Source organism: Streptomyces sp. CWNU-52B (assembly GCF_047444975.1).
Lineage (GTDB): Bacteria > Actinomycetota > Actinomycetes > Streptomycetales > Streptomycetaceae > Streptomyces.
Genome location: NZ_JBLFJV010000005.1, coordinates 761665 through 776207, shown reverse-complemented (window position 1 = coordinate 776207; position 14543 = coordinate 761665). Strand labels below are relative to the sequence as shown.

General features: G+C 71.0%; 19 protein-coding genes. 9 read left to right on the top strand and 10 right to left on the bottom strand.

The features are described 5' to 3' along the window. Positions 1–95: 95 nt before the first annotated feature. The 3 genes from ACLVWQ_RS06355 to ACLVWQ_RS06345 all read left to right on the top strand — a co-directional run bounded on the left by ACLVWQ_RS06355 (position 96) and on the right by ACLVWQ_RS06345 (position 3173). Positions 96–1133 (top strand): FecCD family ABC transporter permease, encoded by a 1038-nt coding sequence (locus tag ACLVWQ_RS06355; protein WP_414107164.1) that lies wholly within the window; start codon positions 96–98, stop codon positions 1131–1133. A gap of 71 nt (positions 1134–1204) precedes the next feature. Continuing rightward, positions 1205–2044: an ABC transporter ATP-binding protein gene (locus tag ACLVWQ_RS06350; protein ID WP_414107415.1), complete on the top strand. Its 840-nt coding sequence runs from the start codon at positions 1205–1207 to the stop codon at positions 2042–2044. Positions 2045–2129: 85 nt separating this feature from the next. Next, complete coding sequence (locus ACLVWQ_RS06345) at positions 2130–3173, top strand: iron-siderophore ABC transporter substrate-binding protein (protein ID WP_414107163.1); 1044 nt, start codon at positions 2130–2132, stop codon at positions 3171–3173. A 99-nt stretch (positions 3174–3272) separates the two neighbouring features. On the opposite strand, the gene ACLVWQ_RS06340 is transcribed toward ACLVWQ_RS06345, so the two are convergent. The 8 genes from ACLVWQ_RS06340 to ACLVWQ_RS06305 all read right to left on the bottom strand — a co-directional run bounded on the left by ACLVWQ_RS06340 (position 3273) and on the right by ACLVWQ_RS06305 (position 8319). After that, positions 3273–3899: a dihydrofolate reductase family protein gene (locus ACLVWQ_RS06340; protein WP_414107162.1), complete on the bottom strand. Its 627-nt coding sequence runs from the start codon at positions 3897–3899 to the stop codon at positions 3273–3275. Next, on the bottom strand, positions 3896–4372 hold the full coding sequence (locus ACLVWQ_RS06335) for an SRPBCC domain-containing protein (RefSeq protein WP_414107161.1): 477 nt from the start codon (positions 4370–4372) through the stop codon (positions 3896–3898). Before ACLVWQ_RS06335 ends, ACLVWQ_RS06340 begins: the two co-directional genes overlap by 4 nt. Further along, a complete protein-coding gene (locus ACLVWQ_RS06330; protein WP_414107160.1) occupies positions 4369–4707 on the bottom strand; it encodes an ArsR/SmtB family transcription factor in 339 nt (112 codons plus the stop codon). The genes ACLVWQ_RS06335 and ACLVWQ_RS06330 overlap by 4 nt, the downstream gene beginning before the upstream one ends. A gap of 329 nt (positions 4708–5036) precedes the next feature. Continuing rightward, a complete protein-coding gene (locus tag ACLVWQ_RS06325; RefSeq protein ID WP_414107414.1) occupies positions 5037–5867 on the bottom strand; it encodes a YihY/virulence factor BrkB family protein in 831 nt (276 codons plus the stop codon). A 118-nt stretch (positions 5868–5985) separates the two neighbouring features. Next, complete coding sequence (locus tag ACLVWQ_RS06320; protein WP_414107159.1) at positions 5986–6567, bottom strand: hypothetical protein; 582 nt, start codon at positions 6565–6567, stop codon at positions 5986–5988. Beyond that, positions 6567–7577, bottom strand: coding sequence for a DUF6286 domain-containing Asp23/Gls24 family envelope stress response protein (locus ACLVWQ_RS06315; protein ID WP_414107158.1), 1011 nt, complete (start codon positions 7575–7577; stop codon positions 6567–6569). Before ACLVWQ_RS06315 ends, ACLVWQ_RS06320 begins: the two co-directional genes overlap by 1 nt. After that, positions 7574–7759, bottom strand: coding sequence for a hypothetical protein (locus tag ACLVWQ_RS06310; protein ID WP_414107421.1), 186 nt, complete (start codon positions 7757–7759; stop codon positions 7574–7576). Before ACLVWQ_RS06310 ends, ACLVWQ_RS06315 begins: the two co-directional genes overlap by 4 nt. A 56-nt stretch (positions 7760–7815) precedes the next feature. Then, positions 7816–8319: an Asp23/Gls24 family envelope stress response protein gene (locus ACLVWQ_RS06305; RefSeq protein ID WP_414107157.1), complete on the bottom strand. Its 504-nt coding sequence runs from the start codon at positions 8317–8319 to the stop codon at positions 7816–7818. Between the two features lie 298 nt (positions 8320–8617). On the opposite strand from ACLVWQ_RS06305, the gene ACLVWQ_RS06300 reads away from it, so the two are divergent. The 5 genes from ACLVWQ_RS06300 to ACLVWQ_RS06280 all read left to right on the top strand — a co-directional run bounded on the left by ACLVWQ_RS06300 (position 8618) and on the right by ACLVWQ_RS06280 (position 12100). Then, entirely contained in the window at positions 8618–9364 is a 747-nt protein-coding gene (locus tag ACLVWQ_RS06300) for an alpha/beta hydrolase (protein WP_414107156.1), read from the top strand. A 375-nt stretch (positions 9365–9739) separates the two neighbouring features. Next, on the top strand, positions 9740–10324 hold the full coding sequence (locus tag ACLVWQ_RS06295) for an RNA polymerase sigma factor (RefSeq protein WP_414107155.1): 585 nt from the start codon (positions 9740–9742) through the stop codon (positions 10322–10324). Continuing rightward, positions 10321–10950: an Asp23/Gls24 family envelope stress response protein gene (locus ACLVWQ_RS06290; protein ID WP_414107154.1), complete on the top strand. Its 630-nt coding sequence runs from the start codon at positions 10321–10323 to the stop codon at positions 10948–10950. Before ACLVWQ_RS06295 ends, ACLVWQ_RS06290 begins: the two co-directional genes overlap by 4 nt. Further along, entirely contained in the window at positions 10947–11303 is a 357-nt protein-coding gene (locus ACLVWQ_RS06285; RefSeq protein ID WP_414107153.1) for a hypothetical protein, read from the top strand. Before ACLVWQ_RS06290 ends, ACLVWQ_RS06285 begins: the two co-directional genes overlap by 4 nt. A gap of 260 nt (positions 11304–11563) precedes the next feature. Continuing rightward, the gene (locus ACLVWQ_RS06280) at positions 11564–12100 is read left to right on the top strand and encodes a MarR family winged helix-turn-helix transcriptional regulator (RefSeq protein WP_414107152.1); all 537 of its coding nucleotides are present in this window, start codon (positions 11564–11566) and stop codon (positions 12098–12100) included. Positions 12101–12275: 175 nt separating this feature from the next. On the opposite strand, the gene sigK is transcribed toward ACLVWQ_RS06280, so the two are convergent. Continuing rightward, a complete protein-coding gene (sigK, locus tag ACLVWQ_RS06275; protein ID WP_414107151.1) occupies positions 12276–12863 on the bottom strand; it encodes an ECF RNA polymerase sigma factor SigK in 588 nt (195 codons plus the stop codon). Positions 12864–13046: 183 nt separating this feature from the next. Between sigK and ACLVWQ_RS06270 the strand changes: the two genes are divergently transcribed. Beyond that, a complete protein-coding gene (locus tag ACLVWQ_RS06270) occupies positions 13047–13715 on the top strand; it encodes an alpha/beta fold hydrolase (RefSeq protein ID WP_414107150.1) in 669 nt (222 codons plus the stop codon). A 34-nt stretch (positions 13716–13749) separates the two neighbouring features. Here ACLVWQ_RS06270 and ACLVWQ_RS06265 read toward each other — a convergent pair whose 3' ends face one another. Further along, a complete protein-coding gene (locus tag ACLVWQ_RS06265; RefSeq protein ID WP_414107149.1) occupies positions 13750–14490 on the bottom strand; it encodes a VOC family protein in 741 nt (246 codons plus the stop codon). Positions 14491–14543: the final 53 nt, after the last annotated feature.

Genomic DNA, 14543 nt, shown 5'->3' with positions numbered 1-14543 from the left:
CGGCCGGCACCCCCGGCACGGACACCGGCACAGGCGCGCCGGGAAGGACGAGCGGGACCGGCTCGGACGACACACACGGCCGACCCTCTCCCGCCGTGTCGCGCGAGGCCGTCGCCCGGCTCGTCCGCGTCAGACGCCGTGGGCCGGCGCGCCGGGCCGTCGTGAGCTGTGTCCTGCTGGCCGTCGTCCTGGCGGCGCTCGCCCTGTCCCTCGCCACCGGCGACTTCACCGTCCCGCTCGTCGACGTCCTCGCCACCCTGACCGGCGGCGGTGACGCCGGGACCCGGTTCGTCGTCCTCGAACTGCGCCTCCCGCGAGCCCTGCTGGCGCTCCTGATCGGCCTCTGCTTCGGCCTCTCGGGGGCCGTGTTCCAAGCCCTGCTGCGCAACCCGCTGGCCAGTCCCGATGTCATCGGCGTCAGCGCGGGGGCCAGCGCGGCCGGTGTTCTCGCGAGCCTGGTCCTCGGCCTGAGCGGGATCGCCCTGTCGGCCTTCGCCCTGCTGGGTGCGCTGCTGACCGGGGCCGCCGTGTATCTGCTGGCGTGGCGCAAGGGCATCTCCGGCTACCGCCTGGTCCTCGTCGGCATCGGCATCGGCACGGGCCTGTCGAGCGTCGTCTCGTACGTCATGACGCGCTCGGACGTCACCGAGGCCCAGGGGCTCTTCCTCTGGCTGACGGGCAGTCTCAACGGCCGTTCCTGGACGCACCTGTGGCCCCTGCTCGGCGGCGCGGTGCTGTTCGTGCCGCCGGCCCTGGCAGCGGCACGGGCCCTGCCCGCGCTGCAACTGGGCGACGAGGTGGCGGGCGGTCTGGGAGCGCGTGTCGAGCACAGCCGGCTGGCCATGCTGGCCTGCGCGACGGCGCTCGCTGGTCTGGCGACGGCCGCCGCCGGGCCCGTCGGGTTCGTCGCCTTCGTGTCGCCGCCCATCGCCCGGCGGCTGCTGCCCGGACAGGGGGCGGCCCTGGTGCCCTCCGCGCTGACCGGAGCCGCCCTGGTCCTGCTCGCCGACTACGCGGCCCAGCACCTCATCCCCGGTACGCAGTTGCCGGTGGGGATCGTGACCAGCCTCGTCGGCGCGCCGTACCTGCTGTGGCTGCTCGCGCGCGCCAACCGGGTGGGCAGGGGCGGCTGACCATGACCCGACCCCCGGACGGACGTTCCGGCCAGGCCCGTGAACCGCTCGGCACCCTCAAGGAGACTGCGGTGACCTCCCAGCACACCCTCCAGGCCCGGAACCTCGGCCTCGGATACGGAGAGCGCGAGATCATCTCCGGGCTCGACGTCGATCTGCCTCCCGGCCGGATCACCTGTGTCGTCGGACCCAACGCCTGCGGCAAGTCCACGCTGCTGCGCTCGATGGCCCGGCTGCTCGTGCCGTCCGCGGGAGCCGTTCTCCTCGACGGGCGCAGCATCCAGGAGCTGCCCACCCGTCAGGTGGCCGCGACCCTGGGCGTGCTGCCGCAGTCGCCGGTGGCGCCGGAGGCCATCACCGTCGCCGATCTGGTCGGCCGCGGCCGTTACCCGCACCAGGGCTGGTTCCGGCGCTGGACGGCGTCCGACACCGAGGCCGTCGCCGCGGCCATGCTCGCCACCGACGTCCTCGACCTCGCCGACCGGCCCCTGGACGAACTCTCCGGCGGGCAGCGCCAGCGCGTCTGGATCGCCATGGCGCTGGCCCAGGAGACCGACATCCTGCTGCTCGACGAGCCCACCACCTACCTCGACATCAGCCACCAGCTGGACGTCCTGGACCTGCTGACCGACCTCAACCGGGAGCGCGGGGTCACCCTCGCCGTGGTCCTGCACGACCTCAACCTCGCGTGCCGGTACGCCGACCACCTCATCGCGATGAAGGACGGCGGCATCGTCGCCGAGGGCACCCCGTCCGAGGTCGTCACCGAGGCCCTGGTGCACAAGGTGTTCGGTCTGCGCAGCACGGTCGTACCGGATCCCGCGTCGGCCACGCCCCTGATCGTTCCGATGGGGCGGCACCACATCACGGCCCGCCCGTCCGGCGACGTGCCGCTCGCCAGGTCCTCCTGAACCCCCTGTCCCGCCCCGTGCGTTCCCGCCCCTCCGCTCCCCCCTGTCGAGTACTCCAGTGAACCTCCCGAAAAGAGCACCCACCATGCCCCCTCTCCCCGCCGCCTCCGCCAGCGGCTCCGGCTCCCGACGCCGTCCGGGCCGCCTGCGCCTGCTGACGAGTGCCCTCGCGCTCACGCTGATGGGCGCGCTCGCCGCCTGCGGATCGTCGTCCGACGAGTCCGGTACGCAGGAGGGCGTCGCCCAGCAGTCCGACGGCTCGTTCCCCGCGAAGGTCGCCACCAAGTTCGGGACGGTCACCGTGGACGCGGCGCCCCGGCGGGTGGTGGCGCTCGGGTGGGGGGACGCGGAGACCGCGCTCGCGCTCGGGGTGCAGCCGGTCGGGGCCAGCGACTGGCTCGCCTTCGGCGGTGACGGCGTCGGGCCCTGGGCCAAGGGCCTCTACGACAAGAGCCCGCAGAAGATCGGCACGCTGGAACCCGAATACGAGAAGATCGCGGCTCTGCAGCCCGACCTGATCCTGGACACCAAGTCCAGCGGCGACCAGACGCGTTACGACACCCTGAGCAAGATCGCGCCGACGGTCGGGGTACCGAAGGGCGGCGACCAGTACAAGATCTCCTGGGAGAAGCAGACCACCATGGTCGCCCAGGCCCTGGGCCGCTCCGACGACGGCAAGAAGCTGATCGCCGAGACCGGGCAGAAGTTCACCGACGCGGCCGAGGCCCACCCCGAGTTCAAGGACAAGACCATCACGCTCGGCTCGCGGACCGCCTCCGCCTGGGGCGCGTACGTCCACGGCACGGGCCGGGTCGACTTCGTCGAGCGGCTCGGATTCCGCAACAACCCCGCCATCGAGGCCAAGGCCGGGTCCGCGTTCTCCGTGCCCGTCTCGGAGGAGAACCTTCGGCTCCTCGACGCGGATCTCACCGTCATGGCGCCCATCGGTGTGACCGCCGAGAAGATCAGCTCCGATCCCCTCTTCCGGGCCGTGCCGTCCGTGAAGGCGGGGCACTCCGTCGTCTTCGACGACCTCGACATCAGCCAGGCCTTCGCGACGGACTCCGTCCTGTCGGTCGGCTACGCACTGAAGCACGTGGTACCGCTGTTCGCGGCGCCGCTGAAGTAGGCCGCACCGAGACAGGCCGCACTCAAGCAAGGACCGCACGGTGACCGTGCACCCGGCGGTGGCACGGTCTGCGGGAGCGGCGCTCCAGGGCCTGGGCTCCTACACGAAGTCGGTGACGCCCTGGTACTCACCCACCGCTGCTTCTCCCGTTGTCTCGTATTCGAGGATCAGCAGGCCGTTCGGGGTCGCCTCGTGGTGGAGCAGTCGCAGACCGGAAGGGATGCCCTGGCCGGCCAGGAGGCGGCGGCCGGTACGGAGCACGGTGGGTGCGACCACGAGGCGGACCGTGTCGACCAGGCCCGCCAGGAGGAGCGCTTCTCCGAGGCGGGCACTGCCATGGATCTGCAGTTCCCGTCCCGGCCGCGCCTTGAGCTCCGCGACTGTCTCCACCGGGTCGCCGTCGAGGACTGTCGTGGGGTGCCAGGTCCCTGCGGTGAGGGTGTTCGACACGACGTACTTCGGCAGCGCGTTCATCCGCTCGGTGAACGGATCCGCCGGGTCGGTGATCTTCGGCCAGTCGCGCGCGAACGCCTCGTAGGTGCGCCGGCCCAGCAGCAGCCCGTCCGCCAGGTCGAGCCAGTCGGAGGTGCGCTGGACGAACACCGCGTCGATATGGGGCACGAGCCAGCCGCCACGGCTGAACCCGTCACTGGTGTCCTCGTCCGCCGAACCGGGTCCCTGACAGACCCCGTCGAGCGTGACGAACTCGGTGAGTGTGATCTTCATCGCCGGGCCGTCCTCTCGGCGAACTCGGCCAGCTGACCGGCGACGGTACCCCAGCCGTCGGCGAAGCCGAGCTTCTCGTGCTGGGCGCGGGACTCGGGGTCGCCGTGCCGGACGACCATCCGGTAGTCCGTACCGTCCGGGTGGTCGTGCAGCATGATCGTGGCGGTCATCGAGACCGGGGCGGGGCGCATGGGGCGCCATGTGCTGTCGATGGCGTTGGTGAACACGATCCGCTGGAGTTCGTCGACGGCGAGGAAGCATGCGTCCAGGTGGGGGACGAACTCGGCCCCGTCGTCGCTGAGCCGCGTGACGAACGCCCCGCCGGGTCGCAGTTCCAGGCGGTCCACCCGGCAGCGGGACGGGGCCGGGACCCACCACTGCTCCAGCCGGGACGGGTCGGTCCAGGCGCTCCACACGGTCGCGCGCGGGGCGCGGATGATCCGCTCCAGGGCGAGGTCGAGGTCGGGATTCACTGTCTGTTCTCCTCCGGATCGGTGACGAACTGTTCGAGGCGGTCGGTGCGCTCCTCCCATATCCGGCGCTGCTCCGCGAGCCAGTCGTCGACGACGGCGAGCCGCTCTCGGTTGAGGACGCAGGTGCGCACCCGGCCGGACTTGACCGTGCGGATGAGACCGCTCGTTTCGAGCGTGCGCACGTGCTTCATGAACGAGGGCAGCGTCATGGGGAAGTCGCGAGCGAGCTCGCCGACGCTCGTGGGCCCGCGACCGAGCCGTCGGACGACGGCGCGCCGGGTCGGGTCGGCGAGAGCGACGAACACGCCGTCCAGTTGCACCGAATACTGTGCCATGGGGCTAAGTATTTCCGGAGACTATGGTTAGCGCAAGGGCTAAGTATCGCCGCGACGGCCACCGACTCGCCCGCTCAGCACGCGCGTCCCGCGTCCGGCATCCGGCATCCGGCATCCGGCGGTCGATTGATCGGCGTCGGCACGATGATCGCGCCGCCGTAACCGCCTGGCAGGGGTACCCCAGATTCCTGGTCCTCTGCCACCGCGAGGCTCGGTCCGCCACCGTCGACCACGCCCTGCGGTCGATTCCGCCCGCCCGCTCCCACGAGGAGGGTTCGCGGCGGATCACGACGGGCGGCTCACTTCACAGAACGCTCACTTCACGGCGTTCACAACGCTTCGGCGGAGCTCCCTGCCAGGGAATCAGCCGCTGCCTCCTTCTCGCCCAGCTCGCTCAGCTCGGCCGTGAACTGCGCTCCGGCCAGCAGGGCGAGGTTGGACAGCCACAGCCAGATGAGGAAGACCACCACGCCCGCGAGGGATCCGTACAACTTGCTGTAGGCACCGAGCACGGAGGTGTAGAGCGCGAAGCCTCCGGAGACGGTCAGCCACATTCCGGCCGCGAGGATCCCGCCGGGAAAGCTGTGTCTCCGGCGGCGGGCCGAGACGGGTCCGGTGTGGAAGACGATGATGACCAGCAGGGCCACCAGGCACAGCAGGACCGGCCAGCGCAGCAGATTCCAGGCCCAGGCGGCCATCGCGTCGACACCGAGGAACCGACCGGTGGTCTCGGCCAGCGGCCCGGTCATCAGCAGGACGAGCGCGCTGACCAGGAGCAGCCCCAGCAGGGCGAGGGCGGTGAGCACGATGCGGTGGGCCTTGTGCCAGGGCGAGCGGCGGTCGGCCACGTGGTGCATGCGGTGCAGGGCCCGGCGGAACACGGCGAGATAGCTGGAGGCGGACCACAGAGCGCTCACGGTGCCGGCGCACAGCAGGGTCCAGGCGGCCGAACCGTCACGCAGGGTCCGGGTCAGCACGTCGTGCAGCTGGGTGCCCGACTGGTCCGGGGCGTAGGCGGTGACGTGGGCGATGAAGTCCTCGGCCGTGTCCGGGCTGATCAGGCTGAACGCGATGACCGTGACGAGCAGGGAGGGCAGGACCGCCAGGATGGCGTAGTAGGTGAGAGCGGCGGCGTAGTCGGAGACGTCGTCCCGCCACATCGACAGCGGCGTACGCCGCAGGGCTGTTGCCCAGGCCGCGGGGGTCCGGTGACCACGCCACGCCGGACCCAGCGGGTCCAGGGCGCGCGGGACGGCGGTGGTGACGGCGGGGCGTGGTTCAGCGGACATGAGGCCTGCGGTGCGAGCGGGTGGAGAAGTGGACGCGCGTGCGCACGTCGTAGGGCGTGAGGGACGTCTCCGTCTGCGTGGCCAGTTCGGCGAGGGCCGGCAGGACCGCCGCCGGGGTGACATCCGGGTGGAGCCAGACGCGCAGGCGTACATGCAGCTGCTTGCGGCGGCTGAGGACGCGGGTGCGGCAGCGGGTGATGCCGCCGATCGCGACCGCGTGCTGGGTCACGACGTCCTCCAGTGCGTGGGTGTGCAGACCGCTGCCAGGTGCAGGCAGCGGCACCGAGGAACGTACCCCACTGCGCAGTTGGCTCACGCACCAGAGGGCGAACAGCACGGTCGCGACGATCGAGCCCGCCACGACGGAAGGCGTCCACCAGTCCGTCGTACGCAATTCGGCGAGTCCGTCCCGGTCCACGAGCACGCTGTGCGGGCCGGGATCCGGCCACCAAGCCGGAAGGTTCGTGGACCAGGACGCCTGGGTGACGGCCAGCCAGGCACCACCGAGGAGCAGCACCAGACCGACCACGGCGAGAGCGGTGCGGTTGAGGACCGTACGGGAACGCTGCATCAGCGGGTCGCTCCTTCGAGAGCCGGGTCGTCGGCACCGGTCGTGGGCGGACGCTCCGCTCCCCCGCCGGCCTCGGCCGCTGTCCCCGGATCCCAGGCGGCCTCGGGCCGGACCTTGACGCGCAGCCGGGGGACGCGACGCAGATTGCAGCCCTCCAGCGCTCGCCGGGCCGCCTGCCGCGCCTCGTCGAGCGCGAGGGCGCGGTCACCGAAGGCGAGGCCGGCCCGGACGGTGACGCGACGGCGTCCCACCCGGACCTTCACCGGGCCGATCCCCCGCGTCTCGCCGACGGAGTCTCTTACGAGGGCGGCGACCGCCGAGCGGTCCAGGGCTGCTCGCAGGTGTGGAGCGGGCGCGGTGACCGTGAGCAGTCCGCGCTGACCTGGCACGAGTGCCAGGACGATCATCAGCAGGCCGAGGACGGCGACCCCGCCTGCGCAGGCCATGACGACTGTGTCACCGGGGCCGTGCCGGGAGAGCCAGTGCAGCGTGTCGGTACGCCAGGCCGCCGCCGGGTGGTGTGCGGCATGTACCAGGATCAGGTCGACCGCAAGTGCGCCGCAGGCGACGGCGGCGGCCAGCGTGAGCAGCAGCACCGGCAGCCGCCGTTGGGACCACCACCGCAGCGGCGTGCGCCCGTGGGAGTGCGGCTGCGCGGGTGTGTCCACGGGAGACTTCTCCAGTGACACGGTCCGCGCCGCGGCCGGTGCCGGGACCAGGGCTGTGACGCCGATGCGCGCTCTGGTGATGTCGAGACCGGTCAACTCGTGCGTACGCGTGGTGACATGCTCCTGGAGTCGGCGGACCGTCTCCGGCAGCTGCGTCGGATAGGGCAGGGTGACGTCGACACTCACGTCCGCCCGGCGACCGCGCACGCCGGCCGAGCCTTTCGTGGCTCCCGTGCCCGCGCCGGGCACGGCCTCGGTGGCCGCCCGCTCGGCGATCTTGCGGACCGCCTTGTCCGAGACCGTTGTCGTGCCGCGCCCACCTGTGGTGGCCGCGGTGGTCATCGACGGCTCCGCTCGTACATGTCGCGCAGATCCTCGATCCGGCCTCCGCCGTCGAACCAGCGGCCCGCGGCCCAGCCCAGGCCGCCCAGTGCGGCCACGAGCAGGAACGCCCCGAAGCCTCCGAAGAAACCGGCGAAGGCCAGCGCCATCCCTACGATCATCCCGACGAATGCTCTGGTCACGTCTACTTCCTGTCCTCTTTCACCGGCTGCGAGCCCTCTGGTGCGCGACGGGGCACTCACTCCACGCGGGAGTCCGTCACCGAGGACTCGTCGTCCTCCTCGGGCAGGTGCACGTCGTTGACCGTGACGTTGACCTCCACGACGTCCAGACCGGTGATGCGCTCCACCGCCGCGATCACGTTCTCCCGTACGTCGCGGGCCACGTCCGTGATCGCGACGCCGTACTCCACGACCAGGTCGAGATCGATGGCCGTCTGTCGCTCGCCCACCTCGACCTTCACTCCACGACCGACGTTCGGACGGCCGCCCGGCACCCGGTCGCGCACGGCGCCCAGCGTGCGCGACAGGCCGCCGCCCATGTCGTAGACACCGGGGATCTCGCGGGCCGCGATACCGGCCACCTTCACCACCACGACATCGGCGATCGACGTCCTGCCACGGTCCGCGGCCGGCTGGTCGATCCCGGTGGAACCGCCGGACAGCGCCGTCGTCGTCTGCGCCGTCTTGCTGCCCTGCGCGACCGATACGTCCTTGGCACTCGGTGCGGTCTGAGTCGTCATGACGTGTCCTTCTTCCTGGAACCAGTGAGCTGCTGTCACCCCGATAGACCCGCCGGGGCTCGGCCTGTGACGCGGATACCCGGAAAATCTCAGGTCAGTTGCCGAGACGCGCTGCCGAGACCCACGAGCCGGGCCGCGTCCCACGTGCGCGCAATGAGCGATGGGCGACGGGAAGCAGGTGGGGTCTGATTGTGTGAAGATGCGGGATGTTCCCGCGCTCCGGGTATTTCGCACGGTGGGTCGGCGTGCCGGGCAAGCCGACAGGACGGTGGCGACGGATTCCCCGGGGAGGTTCCGCATGCTGCCAGGGAAGAGGGCCACCGGGCCGGCGCGAGGGCAGGACCCGCAGCCGGACGGGCCGGCCCTGTGGGTACGGCACAGACCCGAGCGGATCCGGGCGGCGGTGCTGACCGTGCACAGTGGACCTGCCGTCGGCCATGGCCCTTCGCGGCCCTGGCAGCCGGAGGCGTTGCGGATCCGGCCCGTCCTGCGAGTCGCGGCGTCGGCAGTCCCGCTGGACGAGACGCTGCTGGGGCAGGTCCGTTTTCGGCAGCGGGGCTGGAACGACGGCGCTGCGGCGATCGATGTCCTGCGTGCGCTCAGTGAGCTGAACCGGTTGGCCGGCGATGTGCCCGTGGTGCTGCTGGGGCACGCGATGGGAGGCCGTGCCGCGCTGCGGGCCGCCGCGCATCCTCAGGTGCTCGGTGTCGTGGCTCTCGCACCCTGGCTGCCGGCGGGAGAGCCCGTCTCCCCATTGACCGGCCGGAGCGTCCTGATCATGCGCGGAGACGGCGTTCCGACCGCCGAGGAAACCACGGAAAAAGTCGCGGAGGAAGTCACGATGGGCTACGTGGCGGGCGCCCGCGCGGCCGGTGCGAGGGCGGGCGTGCTCGTGGTACGGAACGGCGGGCCGTGGATGCTGCGCCGGGCCGCCGTATGGCACCGCACGGCGGCTTCGGCCGTGGGCCAGGTGATGAGGCCGAAGGCCGAGCACGCGACTCTGATCCAGCAGGGCTGGCGAAGCAGCAGTCCTCTCGTCGTGTGAACGTCACATCGTGCGAATCTCTCGTCATGGTGAACCGCCCGTCACGGCGTGTCCCGCGAGGTCGCGTAGGTTACGTAGGTCGCGTGGGCCAGACGCTCCGGGTGGGTGGCTCCGGACGACTCCCGGGCGGGGCCGGCTCCGGGACCACCTCGTCGCCCCCTCTGCCCTTCTCGCCTCCCGCGCCTCCCTCATTTCCTCACTTCCCTCACTTCCCTCAAGCTCCGCCCGGATGGCATCAGTGTTCTGAGGGCGAACACCGCGTATCCCGGGATCACCGGGCTCGTTCGGCGTACCGGGCCTGCTTCCTGAAATCACGCGTCACAGAAGTCGGCATCACGTGTCCAACCCTCAGAACCGGACGAGAGGAGCCGCCCAGTGGCGGGCGCCCGCAGACAGACCGCACCACCGGACATCCAGGACGAGATCGACGACGCCCTGCTGACGGTACGGGCCGCGGAAGGGGACGAGGACGCGTTCGCCGTCCTCGTACAGCGCCATGCCCCGGCACTGATCCGACTGGCCACCCGCCTGCTCGGTGGCCGGGCGGAGGCGGAGGACGCCGTACAGGACGCGTTCATCAATGCCTGGCGACGGCTCCCGGAATTCCACAACCGGTCGTCCTTCGGCACCTGGATATACCGGATCGTCACCAATCGCTGCCTGAATGTGCTGCGCTCCCGCAAGCCAGTGGTTCCACTGGAGGCCGTGGGAGACGTGGCAGCGCCCGAGTACTCGGCCTCCCCCGCCCGGATCGCCGAGGCCCGCGACGCGGTGCGTGAGCTGCGCGAAGCCCTCGACCTGCTGTCGGTCGAGCAGCGCGCCTGCTGGGTGCTGCGAGAATTGGACGGTCAGTCCTACGAATTCATCGCGGACACGGTCGGCATCAGCCAGGAGGCTGTTCGCGCCCGTGTCTTCCGTGCACGACGCTGCCTGACACAAGCAATGGGGGCTTGGCGATGACCGCTCACACCGACCCGCCCAACGCGCACACGGACGGCGTCGACGACGACGAGCAGCTGCCGTGCGGCAGGCTGCTCTCCCAGGTCTGGGACGACTGGGAGCAGCAGACCGACGACCCGCATCTGCGGACCTGCCCGCACTGCCGGCAGTCCCTGCACGGTCTCGACGAGCTGGAGTCCGCGGTCCGTGACCTGCGGGACGAGACCACGGACACCTCCGCGTACGACGCGACGACGCTGACGCAGCGCGTCATGGACGTGGTGCGCCTCGAACTGCGTCCCGGCCGCCCGCTGCCCCTGGGCGAACCCACCGAGGATCTGTGGATCATGGAAGCGGTCGCTGCCCGCACCCTGCGTGCGGCGGCGGAGACCGTCTTCGGCGTACGGGCCGGTTCCTGCCTCCTCCATCCGCTCTCCGGCTCCGACAGCGCCGTCGGACCGGTCGAGGTCCGCCTGACGATCCACGCCCCGCTCGACAGCACGCTGCCGGAACTCGCCGAAGAGGTGCGCAGCCGGGTTCGGGACGCGGCGGACCGTCAGCTGGGCATGGACATAGCTGCGGTGGACGTCCGCGTCGCCGACCTCATCGAGACGACGGACGACAGCCAGGAAGGTCGTAACCGATGACCCCCGACATCGCGCACCCCTCGCTGACGGAGGGGATCGCCCGAGCCGTGGAGAGCGTGCCGGGTGTGGCCTTTCTCAGGCCGGGCCTGGCCGACCGGCTGCGCTCGACCCTGGCCCGTCCGCAGCAGGGCAAGGACCGGGCGTCGGCAGCGGGGGCAGCCGGGGTCCGGCTGATCCGGCCGGGCGGCACCGAGCGCTGGCAGGTCGAGATACATCTCGTCGCGCTCCGACAGGCGCGAGCTCTGGACGTCGCCCGCGCCACCCGTAGCAGCGTGGAGGAGTACCTGATCACGGCGTTCCCCACCGAGCCCTCACCGGCGCACGTCACGGTGACCGTCACCGGTCAGGTCTGAACGGAACGGGACGGGGGGGGGCAGCAGCGGGCAGGTGGAAGCGGGGAGGGCGTAGGTCGGCTGGTCGGAGCCGCCTTCGGGCTCGGCGGACCACGGTACTGCCGAGCGCGGTGGCGACTGGCAAGGGACAGCGAGCCGTCCAGGTGAGCGGACGCCTCAGACCCTGTGCGGACAGTTGCTCTCCCCCGGCCGAGGACAGTTGTTCTCCCCCAGCCGGTACGACTGTTCATCCCTCGGGCGGGGGATATAGCGTCGCCGACATGAGACCCCTGACTGACGCCGCCACCGATCAGGCGCCGGCTGATCCGGCTGCCACCGACGACATGCTGGCCAATCAGCCCATCGGATACTGGAGTGGCCTCACACAGGCGGCCGTCACTCGGCAGCTGCGTGACGCCATGGCCCTGATCGACGTCACGCAGCCGCAGTACTGGGTGCTCAACCGAGTGAACGGCGGTGGATCCGCGGCGCCGAGCCGCGAGGAGGTCGTCATCCAGCTGACGCCCCTCGCGGACGGGCCGCACGAGATCGCTCGTGTCATCGACCAGCTGTTCCACCGCGGCTGGCTCAGGATCGACACCGGGCAGCGCCTGCACCTCACCGATGCCGGGGAGGCTGCCAGGGTGCGGCTGCGCGAGCTGGTCACCGAGCTGCGCGGTGTGGTCCACGAGGGCATCAGCGACGAAGAGTACGTAGCCGCGCTCAAGGTGCTGCGCAGGATGGTCGCCAACGTCGAGGGCAGCAAAGCCTCATCGCCAGGTTCTTCTTCTCGGCCAGCCGGCGAACCCGTCAGCTGAGGCACGTTCCGACTCGACTGGTTCGGCATTCGGTGTTCGTCGTTCGGTGTTCGTCGTTCGGTGTTCGTCGTTCGGTGTTCGTCGTTCGTCGTTCGTCGTTCGTCGTTCGTCGTTCGTCGTTCGGACAAGGCGTGCAGGACGTCGGCGCCTGTCCATGTGTGCGGGTCCTCGCTGCTCACGCCGTCACCCCCAGGCCGTCGCGCAGTCGGATGAGGCCGTCCCGCAGCCGGGTCTCGACCGTGCTCGGTGGAAGTGCCAGCGCTTCAGCCACCTCCCGGCAGGTCAGTCCTCGGTAGTACGCGAGGTCGACGGCCTGGCGCTGGCTGTCGGTCAGGGTGCGCAGGCACCGCCGCACCTGCTCCCGCTCCAGCCGTGTCTCCACCTGCTCCGTCGCCTCGTCGTGCTCGGGCGTCTGCTCCAGCCGAGCCGCCCGGTGGTCCCGGGCGGTGGCTGCGGCCTCCGCCGCGCGCACACGCTCGACCGCCCGCTGGTGCGCCAGTGCGAGGATCCAGTTGATCGCCGTGCCGCGGTCGGAGCGATGGCGCGGGGCCGTGCGCCAGACTTCCACCAGCACCTCTTGGGCCACTTGCTCCGACTGGGCCCGGTCGCGCACAACGGCACGGACGACACCGAGAACCGGGCTCACCATGATCTCGTACACCGAAGCGAACGCCTGCTCGTCACCCAGGCCCACACGCCCCATCAACTCCCGCAGATCCGGTGTCGTCGAGCGGTCTCTTCCGATATGAACGACTTCGCTCACCGGGGTCCTCCCTGCTTGGAGCATCTCCGGACGTAATCCGATCCTGAGCACCCCGTGGATTGGTCGGCGCGCCCACGGGAACGGCCGACGCCTCCCGTCCGGCCGACCAAGCCGACGGCCCGACGGCGACGAATACCTACTGACCGGTTTTTCGACGGGTCATCCGACCCACTAGGAGCATGAATGCCAGTGCACGAGCAGGCGCCTGCCACCGGACCGGCGGGCAGCGTCCCCGCCCCGGCGCTGGTGGTGCGTCGCATGCCTCGCGTGCCCCGTGCCGCCGTACTGTTCCTGCACGGCGGCAGGGCCGACAGCCATGCCCGGTCGCGGCCCTGGCACCTCGCGGCCGTACGTATGAAACCCTTCGTACGGGCCGTCGCCCACGCGGTCCGGGACGACGACGTCCTCGTGGCCGAGGTGCGCTACCGCGTGCGGGGATGGAACGGCAGGGACGCCGACTCCCTGCGGGACGCACAGCGGGCACTCGGCGAACTCGACCGCATCGCCCCCGACGTCCCGGTCGTCCTCGTCGGCCACTCGATGGGCGGCCGGGCCGCGCTGCGTGCCGCGGGCGCGCCGCAGGTCCGCGCGGTCCTGGCGCTGGCTCCCTGGTGCCCCACCGACGAGCCGGTGACCCAACTGCGGGACAGGGACGTCGTCGTGCTGCACGGAGACCGCGACCGCGTCACCGACCCGCGCTTGTCCATGACGCTCGTACGCCGGGCCCGTGCCGCGGGCGCCCGAGCCGCGTTCGTCGGCGTGGCGGGCGGTGATCACGCGATGCTGCGCCACGGCGGGGACTGGCACCGCGCAGTGGCCTCCACCACTGTCGAGATGCTGCCGCCCCGGTGACAGGAGAGGGCAGTTCCTTGCCCCGGACGGCGCGCTACCGGGGCGTCAGGACGAAGAACTCGTTGCCGTCCGGGTCCGCCATAGCCACCTGCCCGGAGTCGTCCAGGCCGGTGTCGTCCAGGCCCGAGTCGGTTCTCCGCGTCGCCCCGAGCGAGAGCAGCCGCTCGATCTCCGCCTGCCGGTCGCCGTGGAGAGGTGGGGCGATGTCGAAACGCAGCCGGTCCCTGCCCACCCTGGGCATCAACGGCGGGCCGCCCCACGTGATCTTCGGGCCGCCGTGCGGAGAGCGGATCGCGGTCTCCTCGTCCTGATCCCAGACCAGCGGCCATCCGAGGGTCTCGCTCCAGAAGTAACCGACCTCCTGCGAACCGTCGCAGGCCAGCGCTCCGATGAATCCGCAGTCGGCGAGGAACTCGTTGCCCGGCCCGACGACGCAGAGTTCGTTGCCCTCGGGGTCGGCGAGCACCACGTGGCCCTCTTCCGGACGTTGGCCGATGTCGATGTGGCGCGCGCCGAGCTCCAGCGCCCTGGACACCGTCTGCCGCTGGTCCTCCAGGGACGTACTCGTCAGATCGAAGTGCGCTCGGTTCTGGCCTACCTTCTCGTCCTGACTCGGCAGGAACCGGATCCGGAACCCGGTGTCGTCGGTGGGCAGGAGCGCGACGCCGCCCTGCGGGTCGTCGACCGACTCCCAGCCCAGGAGCCCGGACCAGAACCGCGCGAGGCTCCGGGGCCGACTCGCGTAGAAACAGAGCGCGAACAGCTGACAGGTCATACCGCGACTCATCTCCGATCCACTGGCCGACCGCCGACGGCAGGGCGCTTCGT

Bases quoted from the DNA above. Each gene is read 5' to 3' on its own strand.
- ACLVWQ_RS06345 (WP_414107163.1), top strand. From the start codon at position 2,130: ATGCCCCCTCTCCCCGCCGCCTCCGCCAGCGGCTCCGGCTCCCGACGC.
- ACLVWQ_RS06325 (WP_414107414.1), bottom strand. From the start codon at position 5,867: ATGTGGCGGGACGACGTCTCCGACTACGCCGCCGCTCTCACCTACTAC.
- ACLVWQ_RS06320 (WP_414107159.1), bottom strand. From the start codon at position 6,567: ATGCAGCGTTCCCGTACGGTCCTCAACCGCACCGCTCTCGCCGTGGTC.
- ACLVWQ_RS06280 (WP_414107152.1), top strand. From the start codon at position 11,564: ATGAGACCCCTGACTGACGCCGCCACCGATCAGGCGCCGGCTGATCCG.
- ACLVWQ_RS06305 (WP_414107157.1), bottom strand. From the start codon at position 8,319: ATGACGACTCAGACCGCACCGAGTGCCAAGGACGTATCGGTCGCGCAG.
- ACLVWQ_RS06315 (WP_414107158.1), bottom strand. From the start codon at position 7,577: ATGACCACCGCGGCCACCACAGGTGGGCGCGGCACGACAACGGTCTCG.
- ACLVWQ_RS06290 (WP_414107154.1), top strand. From the start codon at position 10,321: ATGACCGCTCACACCGACCCGCCCAACGCGCACACGGACGGCGTCGAC.
- ACLVWQ_RS06270 (WP_414107150.1), top strand. From the start codon at position 13,047: ATGCCAGTGCACGAGCAGGCGCCTGCCACCGGACCGGCGGGCAGCGTC.
- ACLVWQ_RS06300 (WP_414107156.1), top strand. From the start codon at position 8,618: ATGCTGCCAGGGAAGAGGGCCACCGGGCCGGCGCGAGGGCAGGACCCG.
- ACLVWQ_RS06330 (WP_414107160.1), bottom strand. From the start codon at position 4,707: ATGGCACAGTATTCGGTGCAACTGGACGGCGTGTTCGTCGCTCTCGCC.
- ACLVWQ_RS06285 (WP_414107153.1), top strand. From the start codon at position 10,947: ATGACCCCCGACATCGCGCACCCCTCGCTGACGGAGGGGATCGCCCGA.
- ACLVWQ_RS06265 (WP_414107149.1), bottom strand. From the start codon at position 14,490: ATGACCTGTCAGCTGTTCGCGCTCTGTTTCTACGCGAGTCGGCCCCGG.
- ACLVWQ_RS06340 (WP_414107162.1), bottom strand. From the start codon at position 3,899: ATGAAGATCACACTCACCGAGTTCGTCACGCTCGACGGGGTCTGTCAG.